Here is a 15,090-nt window from a genome sequence, read left to right as displayed (position 1 = left end):
ATCCGCCGTGGCGAGCGGATCAGTGCTCGCCAGTGTAAGTCGATAGCAGGCTATTCGATAGCCTCATACGGAAGCCCCACGTAATTTTCTGCAATGGTTTTTTGTCCCGCTTCCGAGCTGACAAAGTAGTCCAGTTCCGAGGCGCTGATCCGCTGACTGAAGTCGTCGTGTTCGTCGAAACGATGCAGCATCGAGGTCATCCACCAGGAGAATCGCTCGGCTTTCCACACTCGCCGCAGGCAGATCTCTGAATACTTCTCCAAAAGTTCGGTGCGACCTTCGCGATAGACCTTCAGCAAAATCCTGAACAGCGTGCTGACATCGCTGGCGGCCAGATTCAGCCCCTTGGCCCCGGTCGGCGGAACGATGTGAGCTGCATCCCCGACCAGAAACAGGCGCCCGTACTGCATGGGTTCGACCACGAAACTGCGCAGCGGCGCGATGCTCTTTTCAATCGACGGACCGGTCACGAGTTTTTGCGCCAGATCCTGTGGCAGACGATGGCGCAGCTCATCCCAGAAGCGTTGATCCGACCAGTCGTCGACCTTTTCCTCGGCCGGCACCTGCAGGTAATAACGCGTGCGTGTCGCCGAACGCATGCTGCACAGAGCGAAGCCGCGTTCGTGACGGGCGTAGACCAGTTCGTCATGAACCGGCGGTGTGTCGGCGAGAATGCCCAGCCAGCCAAATGGATAGACGCGCTCGAAGACTTTCAGGCATTCAGCCGGAATCGACTGCCGGGCCACGCCGTGGAAACCGTCGCAACCGGCGATGTAATCGCAATCGACGCGCCAGGTTTCGCCGTCCTTTTCAAAAGTGACAAAGGCTTCGTCGCTTTTCATGCCGCCGGGAACGACATTGCAGGCCTCGTAGAGGGTCTGTCCGCCGGTCTCCCGACGAGCGGCCATCAGGTCGCGGGTGACCTCGGTCTGGCCATAGACCATCACGGTTTTGCCGGCGGTCAGCGTCTGCAGATCGATGTGTACCCGACGCCCGTCCAGGGCCAGTTCGAACCCTCCGTGCACCAGGCCTTCGGCGTCCATCCGCTGACCCACGCCAGCTTCGCGCAACAGCTCTACCATGCCTTGTTCAAGCACGCCGGCACGGATTCGTCCGAGGACATATTCAGGTGTCTGGCGCTCGATGATCAGGGTGTCGATGCCGGCGTTGTGCAGCAGTTGGCCGAGCAACAATCCGGACGGACCGGCGCCGATGATGGCGACTTGGGTTTTCAGCGTTTTCATTGTTTTTATGACTCGCAAGCTTCACACGACAACGGCCGGTGAATGATTTTCAGGATTCGAGTGCTTGCATTTTTCCCTTGCGGGTCTGTCAATTGAAGGTGAAAACTGAGCCGATACCTGTACATTCTGCCAATCGGTGCGATTATCGCCCGCAACCTTCGAGGCCTGGATTGAAGTGATGAACAAGCCTGACCTGCCTTCGATTCCGGTGTTCAAGCTCTACGGTGAAAGCCTGGACTGGCCGACCCCTGACTTGCTGCACTGTGAAACCATTTCCAAACGCAGCCGCGAACATCAATGGGAAATCAAACCACACCGTCACGCCGATCTGTGCCAGTTGCTCTTCGTATTCAAAGGTCAGGCAGAGCTTGAAATCGAAGGCCAGCGCACGCAACTGAACGACCCCGCGATCCAGATCCTGCCACCGCTGTCGGTGCATGGTTTCCGTTTTTCCGAGGACGTCGAAGGATTCGTCGTGACCCTCGCCACACCGTTGATCAACCATTTGCAAGCGCAGTTGGGCAGCGCGGTGCAGGCCCTGGCCCAGGCCGGGAGCTACCCGGCGGGACCGGATGCGGATTATCTCAATAGCCTGTTCGCCGCATTGCAGGCCGAATACAACGGTCATCAACCGGCGCGGGAAATGCTCATGCATTCGCTGGTGAGCGTGATCATGGTCTGGGTCAGCCGTCAGGCGATCCGCCGTCATAACGCCAGTCAACGTCCGCAGCGTCAGCGCGAATACCTCAACGGGTTCATTCAACTGGTGGAGGAAACCTACCGACAGCACGTCAAGGTCGAAGACCTGGCGCATCGTCTGGGCATTTCCGTTTCGCACCTCAACGGCACCTGCCGCGAACTGGCGGGGCAGCCGGCGTTGCAGATCATGCATGAGCGTCAGTTGCTGGAAGCCAAGCGCCTGCTGACCTACACCAGCATGACGATTTACGAGATGTCCGAGGTATTGGGTTTTTCCGATCCGACCAACTTCACGCGCCTGTTCCGGCGCCGGGTGGGGATCTCGCCAAAGGCATTCCGCGACCGACTCAAATCCGAACAACAAGAGAGTTAATAGATGGGAGCGAGCTTGCTCGCGAAGACGGTGTATCAGCCGGCGATTTTGCCACCTGACACGCCGCCTTCGTGAGCAAGCTCACTCCCACAGACGACCTGTATCAGCGCAGGGCGTTGAGGGTGGCGTTGTGAGGGATGCAGCGCTCGAAGTTGCAGCTCGCGTATTCACGGGGCAGTTGCCGCAACTGCTCCACGCGCCATGCCGCGGTGCCGTACAGCGCAAGCGTGGCTGCGCAGGTGATGAAAATCGCGAGGTATCTTCTTGTTCTGGTGCTCATGATCATGGCGGTGACCTCTGAACGAATACCCGTGGGTACTACTTTCAGCATAGGTCAGCGCCGGCGAGTTGCCAGCTGCGGTGCGAGCCTGTTTACAGGCCGACATCCCATTGCGGGTTTTCGGGAAATCGCACTACCAGGAAATCCAGCATGCTGCGCAGTGCCGCCGGCATATGCTTGCGTGAGGCGTACACCGCATAGATGTTCATCCGCCGAGGTTCGGCGTCGGGCAGCAGGCGCACCAGTTCGCTACTGTGAATATGCACGCCGGCCTGATAGGTCGGCAGCATAGCCACCCCGGCACCGGCCAGTGTGGCACGCAGCAGAGTGCTGGCCTCGTTGGCGCTGATGTTGCCCTGCACCGGCACCGAAACCGGCTCGCCATCCTCTTCGAAATGCCACAGGCTCTTGCCGAAATAGGAGTGGGTCAGGCAATTGTGCCGGCTCAGATCTTCAACCCGCTGTGGCTGCGGATGTTCCTGCAGATAGGCGGGCGCCGCGCAAACCACCGAGCGGCAGACCGTCAGGCGGCGGGCGATCAGGTTGGGGTCGAGGTCGTTGCTGGTGCGGATCGCCAGATCGATGCGTTCATCCACCAGGTTCACCGTGCGATCGAGCATTTGCAGGTCGATGCTGACGCCCGGATAGCGTTTGACGAACGCGGCCATGGCATCGGCCAGTTGCGCCTGGCCGAACGAGGTGCTGACGCTGATCCGCAACAGACCCCGTGGTGCGTCGTCGGGTTCGCTGACGGCGGCCTGCATGTCGCTGGACAGTTCGAGCATCTGCCGGCAACGCGGCAGGATTTCGTTGCCGGCGGCGGTCAGGCTCAGTTTGCGTGTGGTGCGATGCATCAGGCGCGCGCCGACCCAGTCTTCCAGTTCCGCCAGATACCGCGACACCACCGGCCGCGAAAGGTCCAGATGATCGGCCGCCGCCGACTGGCTGCCCAGATCCACCACCGTGACAAACACCCGCATTGCTTGGAGACGATCCATGATTTGCCCGCTTTCAGAAACAAACTATGTTCAAGCATCGCATTTTTTGTAATGAGTCTGGCAACTAAGCTCTGTCCCATCGCCAAACACGGCATTCGAACTGCGGAGCAACCCATGATCGGCTTCACTACTTTCAAGCGCGTTTTACTGGCCACCGCCACACTCGGCTTCGCTGCCCACGCAGCGGCCGCTAACCTGAGTCTCGATGTCTACAACCCTGGAACCAACGCTATCTTCCCGGTGACTTCGGTGCTGGTCAGCGGTGAGAAGGACGCGATTCTGGTGGACGCCCAGTTCGGCAAGTCCCAGGCCGAGCAAGTGGTGGAAAAGATCCGCGCCAGCGGCAAGCAACTCACGACCATCTACATCAGCCACGGTGACCCGGATTACTACTTCGGTCTCGATACCCTGACCAAGGCGTTCCCGAACGCCAAGGTGCTGGCCTCGCAGCCGACCGTCGATCACATCAAGCAAACCGTCGACGGCAAACTCGCCTTCTGGGGCCCGAAAATGGGCGCCGACGTGCCGGCCAAAACCATCGTGCCGGGCGTGCTCAAGGGCGACAGCCTGATGCTCGAGGGGCAGAAACTGCAGGTGGTCGGCCTGGAAGGCAAGCAACCGGATCGCAGCTTCGTGTGGATTCCATCGTTGAAAGCCGTGGTTGGCGGTGTGGTCGTCGCCGAGAACATCCACGTCTGGATGGCCGACACCCAGACTGCACAATCCCACGCCGACTGGCTGGAAACCCTGCACTCGATCGAAACCCTGAAACCGAAAACCGTGGTACCGGGTCATTACCTGGGTGACAGCACCCGTTCGCTGGCCGCCGTGAAATTCACCGCCGACTACATCAAGGCTTTCGACGAAGAAACCGCCAAGGCCAAGGACTCTGCCGCGCTGATTGCCGCGATGAAAAAACGCTACCCGACACTGGGCGAGGAAAGCTCCCTGGAGCTGAGCGCCAAGGTCGCCAAGGGCGAGATGAAGTGGTAACCCGATTCTGAAAAACGCAGCACTCTCAAGCCAACTGGAGAATGTCATGAGCAAGATCGCAATCATTGGCGCCACCGGCCGTGCCGGCAGCCAATTGCTGGAAGAAGCCCTGCGTCGCGGCCACAGCGTCACCGCCATCGCCCGGGATACCTCGAAGATCGGCACCCGCGCCGGTGTGGTCAGCCAGAACGTCGACGTGCTGGACGCTGCCGCGCTGCAAGCCGCCGTGACCGGTCACGATGTGGTGATCAGCGCCGCGCATTTCGCCACGGTGCCGGCCAGTGCGCTGATCGGCCCGGTGAAGCAGGCTGGGGTGAAACGCCTGCTGGTGGTCGGCGGTGCCGGTTCGCTGTTGCTGCCGGACGGCACCCGGGTGATCGACAGCGCCGGTTTCCCGGCCGAGTACAAGGCCGAAGCCAGCGCCGGTGCGGCGTTCCTCGATGCCCTGCGTCAGGAGAAGGAACTGGACTGGACCTTCCTGTCGCCGTCGGCGCTGTTCTTCGAAGGCGAGCGCACCGGCAAATTCCGCGTCGGCAAGGATGACTTGCTGGTGAGCGCCGAAGGCCAGAGCTCGATAAGCTTTGCCGACTACGCGATTGCGCTGATCGACGAAGTGGAAACGCCGAAGCATTCGCGTCAGCGGTTTACCGTCGGTTACTGAATCTCAACACCAATCCAATGTGGGAGCGAGCTTGCTCGCGAAGAGGGCGAATCAGTCAACATCAACGTTGAATGACACACCGTATTCGCGAGCAAGCTCGCTCCCACAGGATATTGGGGTGTTCAGCGGGTATGAGCCTGCTCCACCAGCCAGCCCATCAATTCCTGCAACTTCGCCGATGGCTCCGACGCCGGCGCCACGATGTAATAGCCCAGTCCCGTCTTCACCTTCAGATCGAACGGCATCACCAGTCGCCCGGCGCTCAAGTCATCGCCGATCAACGACCAGTCGCCAATCGCCACGCCTGTCCCGTGGGACGCCATCGACATCGCCTGATCCAGCGTCTCGAAATGCTGGCCGCTGCTGATGTTGTTCAAGTGCAGTTCGGCGGCTTCAAGCCAGAGTGTCCAGTCGTCATCGGTATGGGTCGGATGCAACAACAGATGTTGTTGCAAGTCCGACGGCGTGTGCAGGGCCGGTGAGCCCTTGAGCAACGTTGGCGAACAGACCGGCGTCAGTTGTTCATCGAACAGATGCAACGCGGCAGGCGATTCGTGGGGAGCGGGGCCATAGATCACGGCGGCGTCGAACTGCTCGCGATGAAAGTCCACGCCGTGTTGCAACGACGCCGTGAGTTTCACCGGCACGTCCGGGCGCTCGCGTTGCCATTGCAACAGCCGTGGCAACAACCAGCGCATCACGCAGCTCGGTGCCTTGAATTGCAGGGTCTCGCGCCTGGCGCCGATCTGCTCCACCGAATCGCCGATCAGGCTGAACACCTGCTGCACCCGCGGCAGCCATTCGCGACCTTCGGCCGTCAGTTCCAGGCCCCGGGCCAGGCGAATGAACAGCTCATAACCCAGATGTTTCTCCAGCCCGGCGATCTGCCGGCTCACTGCGCCTTGGGTGATGTGCAACTGCTCGGCGGCCCGGGTGAAGTTGCAGCACTGCGCGGTGATCAGAAACGTGTGCAGGGCGGGCAGGGGAGGCAGTCGTTTCATGTGGATCCAAGCCATGACGTGAGGACATGGCTAGTATGAGCTTTTATCGATTGTTGCGGCTACGGGTCGCCCGTTTCAATGAGGCCAATCATCGGTCCCTTTAAAGACCGGTGCCTCAACGAACAAGAAGGGCAAAGACATGGCGACGTGTGGCGAAGTACTGGTCAAGTTACTCGAAGGTTACGGGGTCGAGCAGGTGTTCGGCATTCCCGGGGTGCATACCGTGGAGCTGTATCGCGGGCTGGCCCGTTCGAGCATCAACCATGTGACTCCGCGTCACGAGCAAGGCGCCGGTTTCATGGCCGACGGCTACGCCCGCACCAGCGGCAAGCCGGGTGTGTGCTTCATCATCACCGGCCCGGGCATGACCAACATCACCACCGCCATGGGTCAGGCTTACGCCGATTCGATCCCTATGCTGGTGATCTCCAGCGTGCAGTCGCGCAGCCAATTGGGCGGCGGTCGCGGCAAGCTGCATGAACTGCCGAACCAGAGCGCGCTGGTCGGCGGTGTGGCGGCGTTCTCCCACACGCTGATGTCGGCGTCCGAATTGCCGGGTGTACTGGCCCGTGCGTTCGCATTGTTCCAGGCCGGGCGTCCGCGTCCGGTGCACATCGAAATTCCGCTGGACGTGCTGGTCGAAGAAGCCGACGAACTGCTGACCAGCGTGCCGGTCAACATCGACCGCGCCGGTGCCGCGCCGGCCGCCGTGAGCCGCATGGCCGAACTGCTGGCCGACGCCCGGCGTCCGCTGATCCTCGCCGGTGGCGGTGCCATCGATGCCGCTGCCGAACTCACCGCTCTGGCGGAGCGGCTTGATGCGCCGGTAGCCCTGACCATCAACGCCAAAGGCATGCTGCCCTCCAGCCATCCGCTGTTGATCGGCTCGACCCAAAGCCTGGTAGCGACCCGCGCCCTGGTGGCCGATGCCGACGTGGTGCTGGCGATCGGCACCGAGCTGGCGGAAACCGACTACGACGTGACCTTCGCCGGCGGTTTCGAAATCCCCGGCAAGCTGCTGCGCGTGGACATCGATCCCGACCAGACCGTGCGCAACTACCCGCCACATGTGGCGCTGGTCGCCGACTCGCGCAACGCAGCGCAAGCGCTGCTTGGTGCGCTGTCGCACAAAGCGCTGGCAGAACGCTGCAACGATTGGGGCCAAGTGCGAGCCGCCCGTCTGCGTGAAGACCTGGCAGCGACCTGGGACGCCCCGACGCTGGCCCAGACCCGCTTCCTCGAAACCGTACTGGACGAACTGCCGGATGCGGTGTTCGTCGGCGACTCCACGCAACCGGTGTACACCGGCAACCTGACCTTCAACCCGGAGCGCCCGCGCCGCTGGTTCAACTCGTCCACCGGTTACGGCACGCTCGGTTATGCCTTGCCGGCGGCGATTGGCGCTTGGCTCGGCGGCCATCCGGAACACGGCGCACGTCCGCCGGTGGTGTGCCTGATCGGCGACGGCGGTCTGCAATTCACCCTGTCGGAACTGGCCAGCGCCGTTGAGGCGCGCACCCCGGTGATCATCCTGCTGTGGAATAACCAGGGTTACGAAGAGATCAAGAAATACATGGTCAACCGCGCCATCGAACCGGTGGGCGTGGACATCTACACCCCGGACTTCATCGGCGTGGCCAAGGCCCTGGGGTGTGCGGCGCAAGCGATCAGCTCGGCCGAACACCTGCGCGGTGCACTGCGCGCTGCCAGCGATCGTCAGGGCCCGACCCTGATCGAAATCGACCAGACCCAATGGATGAAGGCGGTGGCCCAATGATGAATTTCCCGACCACACTCGACGGCCTGTACATCAACGGCCAATGGTCCGCCGGTCGCGAACACCTGCGCGTCATCAACCCGGCCACCGAAGCGCTGCTGACCACGGTCAACGGCGGTGATGAAAGTGCCGTCAATCAAGCGGTAACGGCAGCGACCGAAGCCTTCAAGGGCTGGTCGAAAACCACCGGGACCGAACGAGCGGTGATCCTGCGCAACATCGCCAATGGCGTGCGCAATGGCCGCGAACATTTGATGAAGTTGCAGTCGAGCAACAACGGCAAACCGCTGTTCGAAGCGGGCATCGATGTCGACGACGTGATCGCCACGTTCGAGTACTACGCCGGACTCGCCGAAGGCCTCGATGCAAAACAGGACAGCAACGTGCCGCTGCCCGGCGACGACTTCAGCGCACGTCTGCGTCGCGAGCCGTGCGGGGTGGTCGGGCTGATCGTGCCGTGGAATTTCCCGATGGTGACCACCGCGTGGAAACTCGCCCCGGCCCTGGCCGCCGGTTGCTGCGTGGTGCTCAAGCCATCGGAAGTCACGCCGTTGCCGGAACTGGAACTGGCGGCCATCATTGCCGAATCCGGTCTGCCAAACGGCGTGTTCAACCTGGTGTGCGGCACCGGTCTGGCTGTCGGTGCGCCGCTGTCGGCGGATCCGCGCATCGCCAAGGTGTCCTTCACCGGCAGCAACGCCGTCGGTGTGCAGGTGATGCAGCGCGCCGCAGAAACCGTGAAGGGGGTGAGCCTGGAACTGGGCGGCAAATCCTCGCTGCTGATCCTGGAAGACGCCGACCTTGATCTGGCGGTGGAGCTGGCCTGCGGCGGCGGTTTCTTCAACGCCGGGCAGATGTGCTCGGCCACCAGCCGGGTGCTGGTCGCCGATGAAGTGGCCGATGAATTCCTGATTCGTCTGAAGGTCCGTGCGGAGAAAATCCGCGTGGCCGATCCGTTCGATCCGGACGTCGAGATGGGCGCACTGGTCAATCAGGCGCAGTACCAGCGAGTGCTCGGCCACATCGACCGTGGACTGAGCGCCGGTGCCAGGCTGATCTGTGGCGGCAATCGCCCTGCGGATCTGCCGCGCGGCTATTTCTTGCAGCCGACGATCTTCACCGAAGTGCCCCTCGACAGTGCGCTGTGGTGTGAAGAAATCTTCGGCCCGGTGATCTGCGTGCGCAGTTTTGCTTCGGAAGCCGAGGCGATTGCCCTGGCCAACGACAGCCAGTTCGGTCTTGTGGCCAGCGTGGTCACGCGCAATGGCGATACGGCGGAACGCGTCGCCAACGCCCTTCAGGCCGGGATGGTGTGGGTCAACGCGCCGCAGGTGATCTTCCCGCAGACCGCGTGGGGTGGTTACAAACAGAGCAGCATCGGTCGCGAATTGGGGCCATGGGGTCTGGCGTCATTCCAGGAAATCAAACACGTGGTTCGCGCGCTTTGATCGCATCCTCCCCTGAAAAGGGGAGGTCATTTTCAGACACTCAAGCGCAGGCGCGCCAGATCCCGCAATGGTGGCGCGCCGAACAAACGGCTGTACTCGCGGCTGAACTGCGACGGGCTTTCATAACCCACCCGATACCCGGCTGCCGAGGCTTCCAGTCCTTCAGCCAGCATCAAGCGCCGCGCCTCTTGCAGGCGCAATTGCTTTTGATACTGCAACGGACTCATCGCCGTCATCGCCTTGAACCGGTGATGCAGGGTCGAGACGCTGAGGTTCACTTCCTTCGCCAGATCATCGATGCGCAGCGGCTGTTCGAAGTTGCCGTTGAGCCATTTGATCGCCTGGCTGATGCGGTGGCTCTGGCTGTTGGCGATGGCGATTTCGTAGAGCCGATGGCCCTGCGGACTGCGCAGCAGGCGATAGAGAATCTCCCGGCGGATCAGCGGCGCGAGCATGGCGATGTCTTTCGGCGTGTCGAGCAGACGGGCCAGACGCAGCACCGCATCGAGCATCGCGCTGTCGATCTTTTCCACATACAGACCGCGACCGGTGGGCCGGGTCGGCACGCCCATCGGGCCGGCATCGGCGATCAGTGCGGTGATCTCCGCCGGATCGATGTCCAGGCGTACGGCGAGGATCGGCTCTTCGGGCGAGACATTCACCACCCGCCCGCTCAGCGGCATCGAAACCGAGACCACCAGATAATTCAGTGGATCGTAATTGAAGTATTCGTCCGCCAGCCGCACCTCTTTGCGACCCTGGGCCATGATGCACAGCGCCGGTTGCGCGAGCACCGGGGCGAATTCGTGGGATTTTGTGTGGCGCGACATGAACAGCGAGCCGACAGCGGTGGCATAACTGCCATCTTCGGACGTGTTGCGACGAATGATCGCCGCCAGTTCCTCGCGTTGCTTTTCCATGTCGGCATCCGGCGGCGCCTGAAAACGATCGAATGACGTCATGCACAGCCTCCTCGGCAAGGGATGGAATGGGAGCAGAGCATAAGTTTGTGCAAGCGCAAGCGGTAGACACATCCTGCGAAATGCTTGCCTGATCCTGCATGGCGTTGCGTGCCTGCCCAGACATGACAGGGCGCATTGCGGAAAACTTGCTCGAAACCGGTGTGACAGGACAGTGACAGCGATTCACGATCTGTTACAGGTCTGAAAGACAGTCTCGCAGGATTGTGCAATGCGACGGCAGGAATCGACTAACGGCGAGCATTGCCCGGCCCTTAACCTTGGATCCTGTCGCAGCCCGTCCCCGGCTGCCACGCGACTCCCTGGGAGGGTTGAACATGTCCAAGCAGATTCCCGTCAGTCATATGGCCTTCGTTCGAGCGCGCGCCGGGCGTTCGGCGGAACTCGGCATGCGCCTGAGCGCGCTGATCGAACCGTCCCGTGCCGCCGCCGGTTGCCTGAGCTTTTCCCTGCAGCATTCACAGTGTGATCCCGAGCTGTGGCTGGTTTCCGGTTTCTGGAGCAACCAACAGTCGATGACCGCCTATTTCAGCAGCCCGTCAATGGAAGTGTTTGCCGAGCTGGTGCAGGACCTGGTGGTCAACAGCCTGGATTTCCATACGTTTAAAGACGTGTCGGCGGCGCAGGCGCCGGGCCAGGGTTGCGCGCCGATACACAAACTCGCCGGTTGAGGGTTTAATGGCCGACCTATCTGACAGCCAGGACCTGCGACATGGCACGTAAAGAATTCGAACACTTCGAAGCGGTTTCCGCTGTAGTCCCCGTCGAGTTGGGCAGCAACAAGGGTTATTTCGCGGCAATCGCGGTCAAGGCCCTGGTTGACGGCGGTGCGCCACGCTTTCACAAACTGTTGAATGACCAGGTATTCCCTGGTGCCATCGCCGCCGATGAAGCGGCCATCAATGAGCTGGACAAGCTCAAGGGCGTCACTGATGACGCCGAGCTGATCTGGTAACTCCGTTTACTTGACGGCGCCCGGGCGCCACATCTTGAACAAGGCTTCCGGCCCCAGCTGGAAGTAGTCCGCCGGCCCGCCGCCGCGCAGAATCGGTTCTGCGGCGGCGGTGTCGTAGATCCCGTCCTTCAACAGCCATTTGGCAATGTGCACGGCGACCACCTCGCCGAGCACCAGCCAGCTCGGCACCGTCTCGCCGTCGGCGCGCTGCAACTGAATGATCTGCGTGACCTTGCACTCGAAGGACACCGGGCTTTCGGCCACGCGCGGCACGGCAATCACCTTCGACGCCACCGGCGTCAGACCCGCCAGTTCGAACTCGTTGACCTCGGGCGCGACCGCCGCGCAGCTCTGGTTCATCTGCTCGGCCAATGGCCGGGTGGCGAGGTTCCAGACGAACTCGCCGGTCTGCTCGATGTTGTTCAGGCTGTCTTTGCGTCCGACGCTGGAGAACCCGATGATCGGCGGAATGTAGTTGAACGCGTTGAAAAAACTGTAGGGCGCCAGGTTCAGCCGACCCTCGGCATCCTGCGAAGAAATCCAGCCGATGGGACGCGGGCCGACGATGGCGTTGAACGGATCATGGGGCAGACCGTGGCCGTTGGCCGGTTCATAGAAATGGATGTCATCGGACATGGCGAGGGTGTTCCTGAAGGCTTTCGGAAGCGGGCAATAGTGCAAGTCCAGCCTGCGAAGATCAAATGCAGGTTCTGCAGAAATGAACAAGCCCGGCAATGGCCGGGCTTCGGTGTCTGCATTCGCCGATCAGCTGATGGCTGCGGCGGTACCGGTTTTGTCGAAACCGTCGGCAGCGAGGGCAGCGGCGGTGCCGGTCTTGTCGAAACCGTCAGCCGCAACGGCTGCAGCCGTACCGGTCTTGTCGAAGCCATCGGCCGCAACGGCTTTGCCGACGTTGGTTTTATCGAAACCGTCGGCGGCGTAGGCGCCCGAGTGGCGGGTTTCGATGGCGGCGCTGGCGCCGGAAATGAAATCGGCGGACTTGGTTTTGTCCGAGCCATCGGCGGCGAAGGTGTTGGCAGCCAGTACGGACAGGGTCAGGGCGAGGATCAGTTTGGTTTTCATGGTCGTTCTCCAGAATCGTTAGTCGTTGGCGATGTCTTGCATGGGATTTATGCTACGCCAACTAAATTGATTAAAAAGCGCAAAATAATGCTAAAAACAATCGATTAACTAGATATTAAGTGCGGCGCATTCAATTCGCTTCGTCGTGGGAGCGAGCGACGCGCAGTCAATCGATCAGGCAGGTAGAGGATGCGGCAGGGGCATTAACCGGTGATTAATCGCCGCTTTTGGCTTGTGTGACAGATTTTTCATACATTCCCGACCGGTTTTTCACCCTCGCAACGCCAGTCTGCCGGCGGCCAGAAAACCAAGAACCGGCCGTCACACACTGGAGCTTTGCTTGCAATGAACAAACTGCCTCAAATCACCCTGGCCTTCTGGGTCATGAAAATCTGCGCGACGACCCTCGGGGAAACCGCAGGGGATTTGCTGTCGATGACCCTCAACGTCGGCTATGCGATGAGCTCGCTGATCCTCATCAGCGTGTTCGTCCTGACGCTGGTCACGCAACTGATGTCCAGGACTTACAAGCCGCTGCTGTACTGGATCGTGATCCTGTCGACCAGCACCGCCGGTACCACCATGTCCGACTTCATGGACCGCACGCTGGAGCTGGGCTATGCCACCGGTTCCATGATCCTGATCGCGATCCTGCTGGCAATTTTTGCGGCGTGGCGCCTGAGCGGCGACTCGCTCAATGTCACCAAGGTGCAGAGCTTTCGCGGCGAGATGTTCTACTGGATGGCGATCCTGTTCTCCAACACTCTGGGCACCGCGCTCGGCGATTACCTGGCGGACGACTCGGGCCTGGGCTTTGCCGGCGGCGCGCTGTTGATCGGCTCGGCGATTGCCGTGGTGGTGCTGCTCAAGTACTTCACGAAGATTTCGACCGTCGCGCTGTTCTGGGTGGCGTTCGTGCTGACCCGGCCGTTTGGCGCGACCCTGGGCGACTTGATGACCAAGTCCCATGAGAAGGGCGGTCTGGATTTTGGCACCATCGGTTCGTCGGCGGTGCTGGGGGGGATTCTGCTGGTGATGATCGTGGGCGCGTCTTATGCGCAGAAGCGTTATGGCGGTAAACAGGGCGTTGCCGAGTTGTCCTGATATCGAGGTGACTTCAATCGCGAGCAAGCTCGCTCCCACAGGGTCAGTTGTACGCCGATCCAATGTGGGAGCGAGCTTGCTCGCGATGGGGCCAGAACAGCCACCATTGCAGTGGCTGAATAAACCCGATCAGTCAGTGACGATGCGCGAATGTTTCCGGGTGTCTTTCATGGTGATGTACACCAGCAGGGACACCGCGATGCACGCGGTCACGTACCAGTAGTAGCCGGTTTCCATGCCGATGCTCTTGAACCACAGCGCGATGTATTCGGCGGTGCCGCCGAAAATCGATACGGTCAGTGCGTACGGCAGGCCGACGCCCAGGGCGCGGATCTCGGTCGGGAACAGTTCGGCCTTCACCACGGCGTTGATCGAGGTGTAGCCGCTGACGATGATCAGCGCCGCCATGATCAGGAAGAACGCGCCCCACCAGGTCTGGATGGTGTGCAGGGTCATCAGGATCGGCACGGTGAAGATCGTCCCGAGCACGCCGAAGGCGATCAGAATCGGACGACGCCCGATCTTGTCGGACAGGCCGCCGATGATCGGTTGCAGGCACATGAACAGGAACAGCGTGGCCGCCGAAATGGTGGTGGAGTCGGAGATGCTCATGCCGACGGTGTTCACCAGGTATTTCTGCATGTAGGTGGTGTAGGTGTAGAACGCCAGCGTACCGCCCATGGTCAGGCCGACCACGGTGAGCAGTTCCTTCGGGTGACGCAGCAGGGTGCGCATGGCGCTTTCCCTGGACTTCTCTTTTTTCACGAAGGATTCGGTTTCTTCCATGCCGCGACGCAGGTACAGCGCCACGATGGCGCACAGCGCGCCGATGGCGAACGGAATGCGCCAGCCCCAGGCGTACAGCTGTTCGGTGGTGAGTATCTGTTGCAGCACGATCAGCACGCCGAGTGCGATGAGCTGGCCGGAAATCAGGGTCACGTACTGGAAACTGGAGAAGAAGCCGCGACGTTCCTTGGTCGCCATTTCTGACAGGTAGGTGGCCGAAGTGCCGTATTCGCCACCGACCGACAGACCTTGCAGCAAGCGGGCGAACACCAGCAGGATCGGCGAGATGATGCCAATGGTTTCATAACCGGGGCTGAGGGCGATCAGCAAGGAGCCGAAGCACATCAGGTACACCGAGGCCATCAGCGCTTTCTTGCGGCCGACCTTGTCGGCGTACAGGCCCATCAGCCAGCCACCGATCGGGCGCATCAGAAAGCCCACGGCGAAGATCGCGGCGGTGTTCATCAATTGGGCGGTGGTGGAACCGGCGGGGAAGAAGGTCTTGGCGAAGTACAGCGAGAAGGCGGCATAGACATACCAGTCATACCACTCGACCATGTTGCCGACGGAACCGCTGAAGATCGACTTGATGCGACTGGCGGTGGTTTTTTCTTTGACCGGCACGGCTGCCGACCCAAGAGGCAGGGCGTTGGAGTTATCCATTGAAGGATCCTTCGTTTAATTGTTTTTGTGGGGCGCGTCGAAGCG

16 protein-coding genes are annotated in these 15,090 nt (G+C 61.1%); 8 read left to right on the top strand and 8 right to left on the bottom strand.

All coding sequences use genetic code 11. The features are described from left to right. Window positions 1-50: 50 nt before the first annotated feature. Entirely contained in the window at window positions 51-1,235 is a 1,185-nt protein-coding gene (gene pobA / locus BBF94_RS08470) for a 4-hydroxybenzoate 3-monooxygenase (protein WP_176704436.1), read from the bottom strand. 187 nt (window positions 1,236-1,422) lie between these two features. Here pobA and BBF94_RS08465 point away from each other — a divergent pair, with 187 nt between their 5' ends. Beyond that, window positions 1,423-2,316, top strand: a complete 894-nt coding sequence (locus BBF94_RS08465) for a helix-turn-helix domain-containing protein (protein WP_065258588.1) — start codon at window positions 1,423-1,425, stop codon at window positions 2,314-2,316. A 103-nt stretch (window positions 2,317-2,419) separates the two neighbouring features. On the opposite strand, the gene BBF94_RS08460 is transcribed toward BBF94_RS08465, so the two are convergent. Further along, window positions 2,420-2,647, bottom strand: a complete 228-nt coding sequence (locus tag BBF94_RS08460) for a hypothetical protein (protein WP_065258587.1) — start codon at window positions 2,645-2,647, stop codon at window positions 2,420-2,422. A 41-nt stretch (window positions 2,648-2,688) separates the two neighbouring features. Beyond that, the gene (locus BBF94_RS08455) at window positions 2,689-3,594 is read right to left on the bottom strand and encodes a LysR family transcriptional regulator (protein WP_218060134.1); all 906 of its coding nucleotides are present in this window, start codon (window positions 3,592-3,594) and stop codon (window positions 2,689-2,691) included. A gap of 114 nt (window positions 3,595-3,708) precedes the next feature. Here BBF94_RS08455 and BBF94_RS08450 point away from each other — a divergent pair, with 114 nt between their 5' ends. Both BBF94_RS08450 and BBF94_RS08445 read left to right on the top strand, forming a co-directional pair. After that, window positions 3,709-4,587 carry an MBL fold metallo-hydrolase gene (locus BBF94_RS08450; protein WP_065258585.1) on the top strand — a complete coding sequence of 293 codons (879 nt, stop codon included), beginning with the start codon at window positions 3,709-3,711 and terminating at the stop codon, window positions 4,585-4,587. A gap of 46 nt (window positions 4,588-4,633) precedes the next feature. After that, window positions 4,634-5,248, top strand: coding sequence for an NAD(P)-dependent oxidoreductase (locus tag BBF94_RS08445; protein ID WP_065258584.1), 615 nt, complete (start codon window positions 4,634-4,636; stop codon window positions 5,246-5,248). Window positions 5,249-5,370: 122 nt separating this feature from the next. On the opposite strand, the gene BBF94_RS08440 is transcribed toward BBF94_RS08445, so the two are convergent. Then, window positions 5,371-6,249, bottom strand: coding sequence for a LysR substrate-binding domain-containing protein (locus tag BBF94_RS08440; protein WP_065258583.1), 879 nt, complete (start codon window positions 6,247-6,249; stop codon window positions 5,371-5,373). A gap of 139 nt (window positions 6,250-6,388) precedes the next feature. On the opposite strand from BBF94_RS08440, the gene BBF94_RS08435 reads away from it, so the two are divergent. Continuing rightward, a complete protein-coding gene (locus BBF94_RS08435) occupies window positions 6,389-8,026 on the top strand; it encodes a 5-guanidino-2-oxopentanoate decarboxylase (RefSeq protein WP_065258582.1) in 1,638 nt (545 codons plus the stop codon). Continuing rightward, on the top strand, window positions 8,026-9,474 hold the full coding sequence (locus BBF94_RS08430; protein WP_176704435.1) for an aldehyde dehydrogenase family protein: 1,449 nt from the start codon (window positions 8,026-8,028) through the stop codon (window positions 9,472-9,474). Before BBF94_RS08435 ends, BBF94_RS08430 begins: the two co-directional genes overlap by 1 nt. A gap of 32 nt (window positions 9,475-9,506) precedes the next feature. On the opposite strand, the gene BBF94_RS08425 is transcribed toward BBF94_RS08430, so the two are convergent. Next, complete coding sequence (locus BBF94_RS08425; RefSeq protein WP_065258580.1) at window positions 9,507-10,436, bottom strand: AraC family transcriptional regulator; 930 nt, start codon at window positions 10,434-10,436, stop codon at window positions 9,507-9,509. Between the two features lie 335 nt (window positions 10,437-10,771). Between BBF94_RS08425 and BBF94_RS08420 the strand changes: the two genes are divergently transcribed. Both BBF94_RS08420 and BBF94_RS08415 read left to right on the top strand, forming a co-directional pair. Next, window positions 10,772-11,125 carry a putative quinol monooxygenase gene (locus BBF94_RS08420; protein WP_065258579.1) on the top strand — a complete coding sequence of 118 codons (354 nt, stop codon included), beginning with the start codon at window positions 10,772-10,774 and terminating at the stop codon, window positions 11,123-11,125. Window positions 11,126-11,166: 41 nt separating this feature from the next. Continuing rightward, window positions 11,167-11,409 carry a hypothetical protein gene (locus BBF94_RS08415; protein ID WP_065258578.1) on the top strand — a complete coding sequence of 81 codons (243 nt, stop codon included), beginning with the start codon at window positions 11,167-11,169 and terminating at the stop codon, window positions 11,407-11,409. A gap of 6 nt (window positions 11,410-11,415) precedes the next feature. Here the strand turns inward: BBF94_RS08415 and BBF94_RS08410 are convergent, their stop codons facing one another. Together BBF94_RS08410 and BBF94_RS08405 are read right to left on the bottom strand one after the other, a co-directional pair. Then, window positions 11,416-12,045 (bottom strand): flavin reductase family protein, encoded by a 630-nt coding sequence (locus BBF94_RS08410; RefSeq protein ID WP_065258577.1) that lies wholly within the window; start codon window positions 12,043-12,045, stop codon window positions 11,416-11,418. Window positions 12,046-12,174: 129 nt separating this feature from the next. After that, the gene (locus tag BBF94_RS08405; RefSeq protein WP_065258576.1) at window positions 12,175-12,492 is read right to left on the bottom strand and encodes a hypothetical protein; all 318 of its coding nucleotides are present in this window, start codon (window positions 12,490-12,492) and stop codon (window positions 12,175-12,177) included. Between the two features lie 345 nt (window positions 12,493-12,837). Here BBF94_RS08405 and BBF94_RS08400 point away from each other — a divergent pair, with 345 nt between their 5' ends. Further along, window positions 12,838-13,596, top strand: coding sequence for a COG4705 family protein (locus BBF94_RS08400; protein ID WP_065258575.1), 759 nt, complete (start codon window positions 12,838-12,840; stop codon window positions 13,594-13,596). 129 nt (window positions 13,597-13,725) lie between these two features. Here BBF94_RS08400 and BBF94_RS08395 read toward each other — a convergent pair whose 3' ends face one another. Further along, the gene (locus BBF94_RS08395; protein WP_065258574.1) at window positions 13,726-15,045 is read right to left on the bottom strand and encodes an MFS transporter; all 1,320 of its coding nucleotides are present in this window, start codon (window positions 15,043-15,045) and stop codon (window positions 13,726-13,728) included. Between the last annotated feature and the right edge of the window lie 45 nt (window positions 15,046-15,090).

It is taken from the genome of Pseudomonas bananamidigenes (assembly GCF_001679645.1).
Classification (GTDB): Bacteria; Pseudomonadota; Gammaproteobacteria; order Pseudomonadales; family Pseudomonadaceae; genus Aquipseudomonas; species Aquipseudomonas bananamidigenes.
Note: the sequence above shows the minus strand (reverse complement) of the source record. Positions and strands in the feature narration are given on the sequence as shown.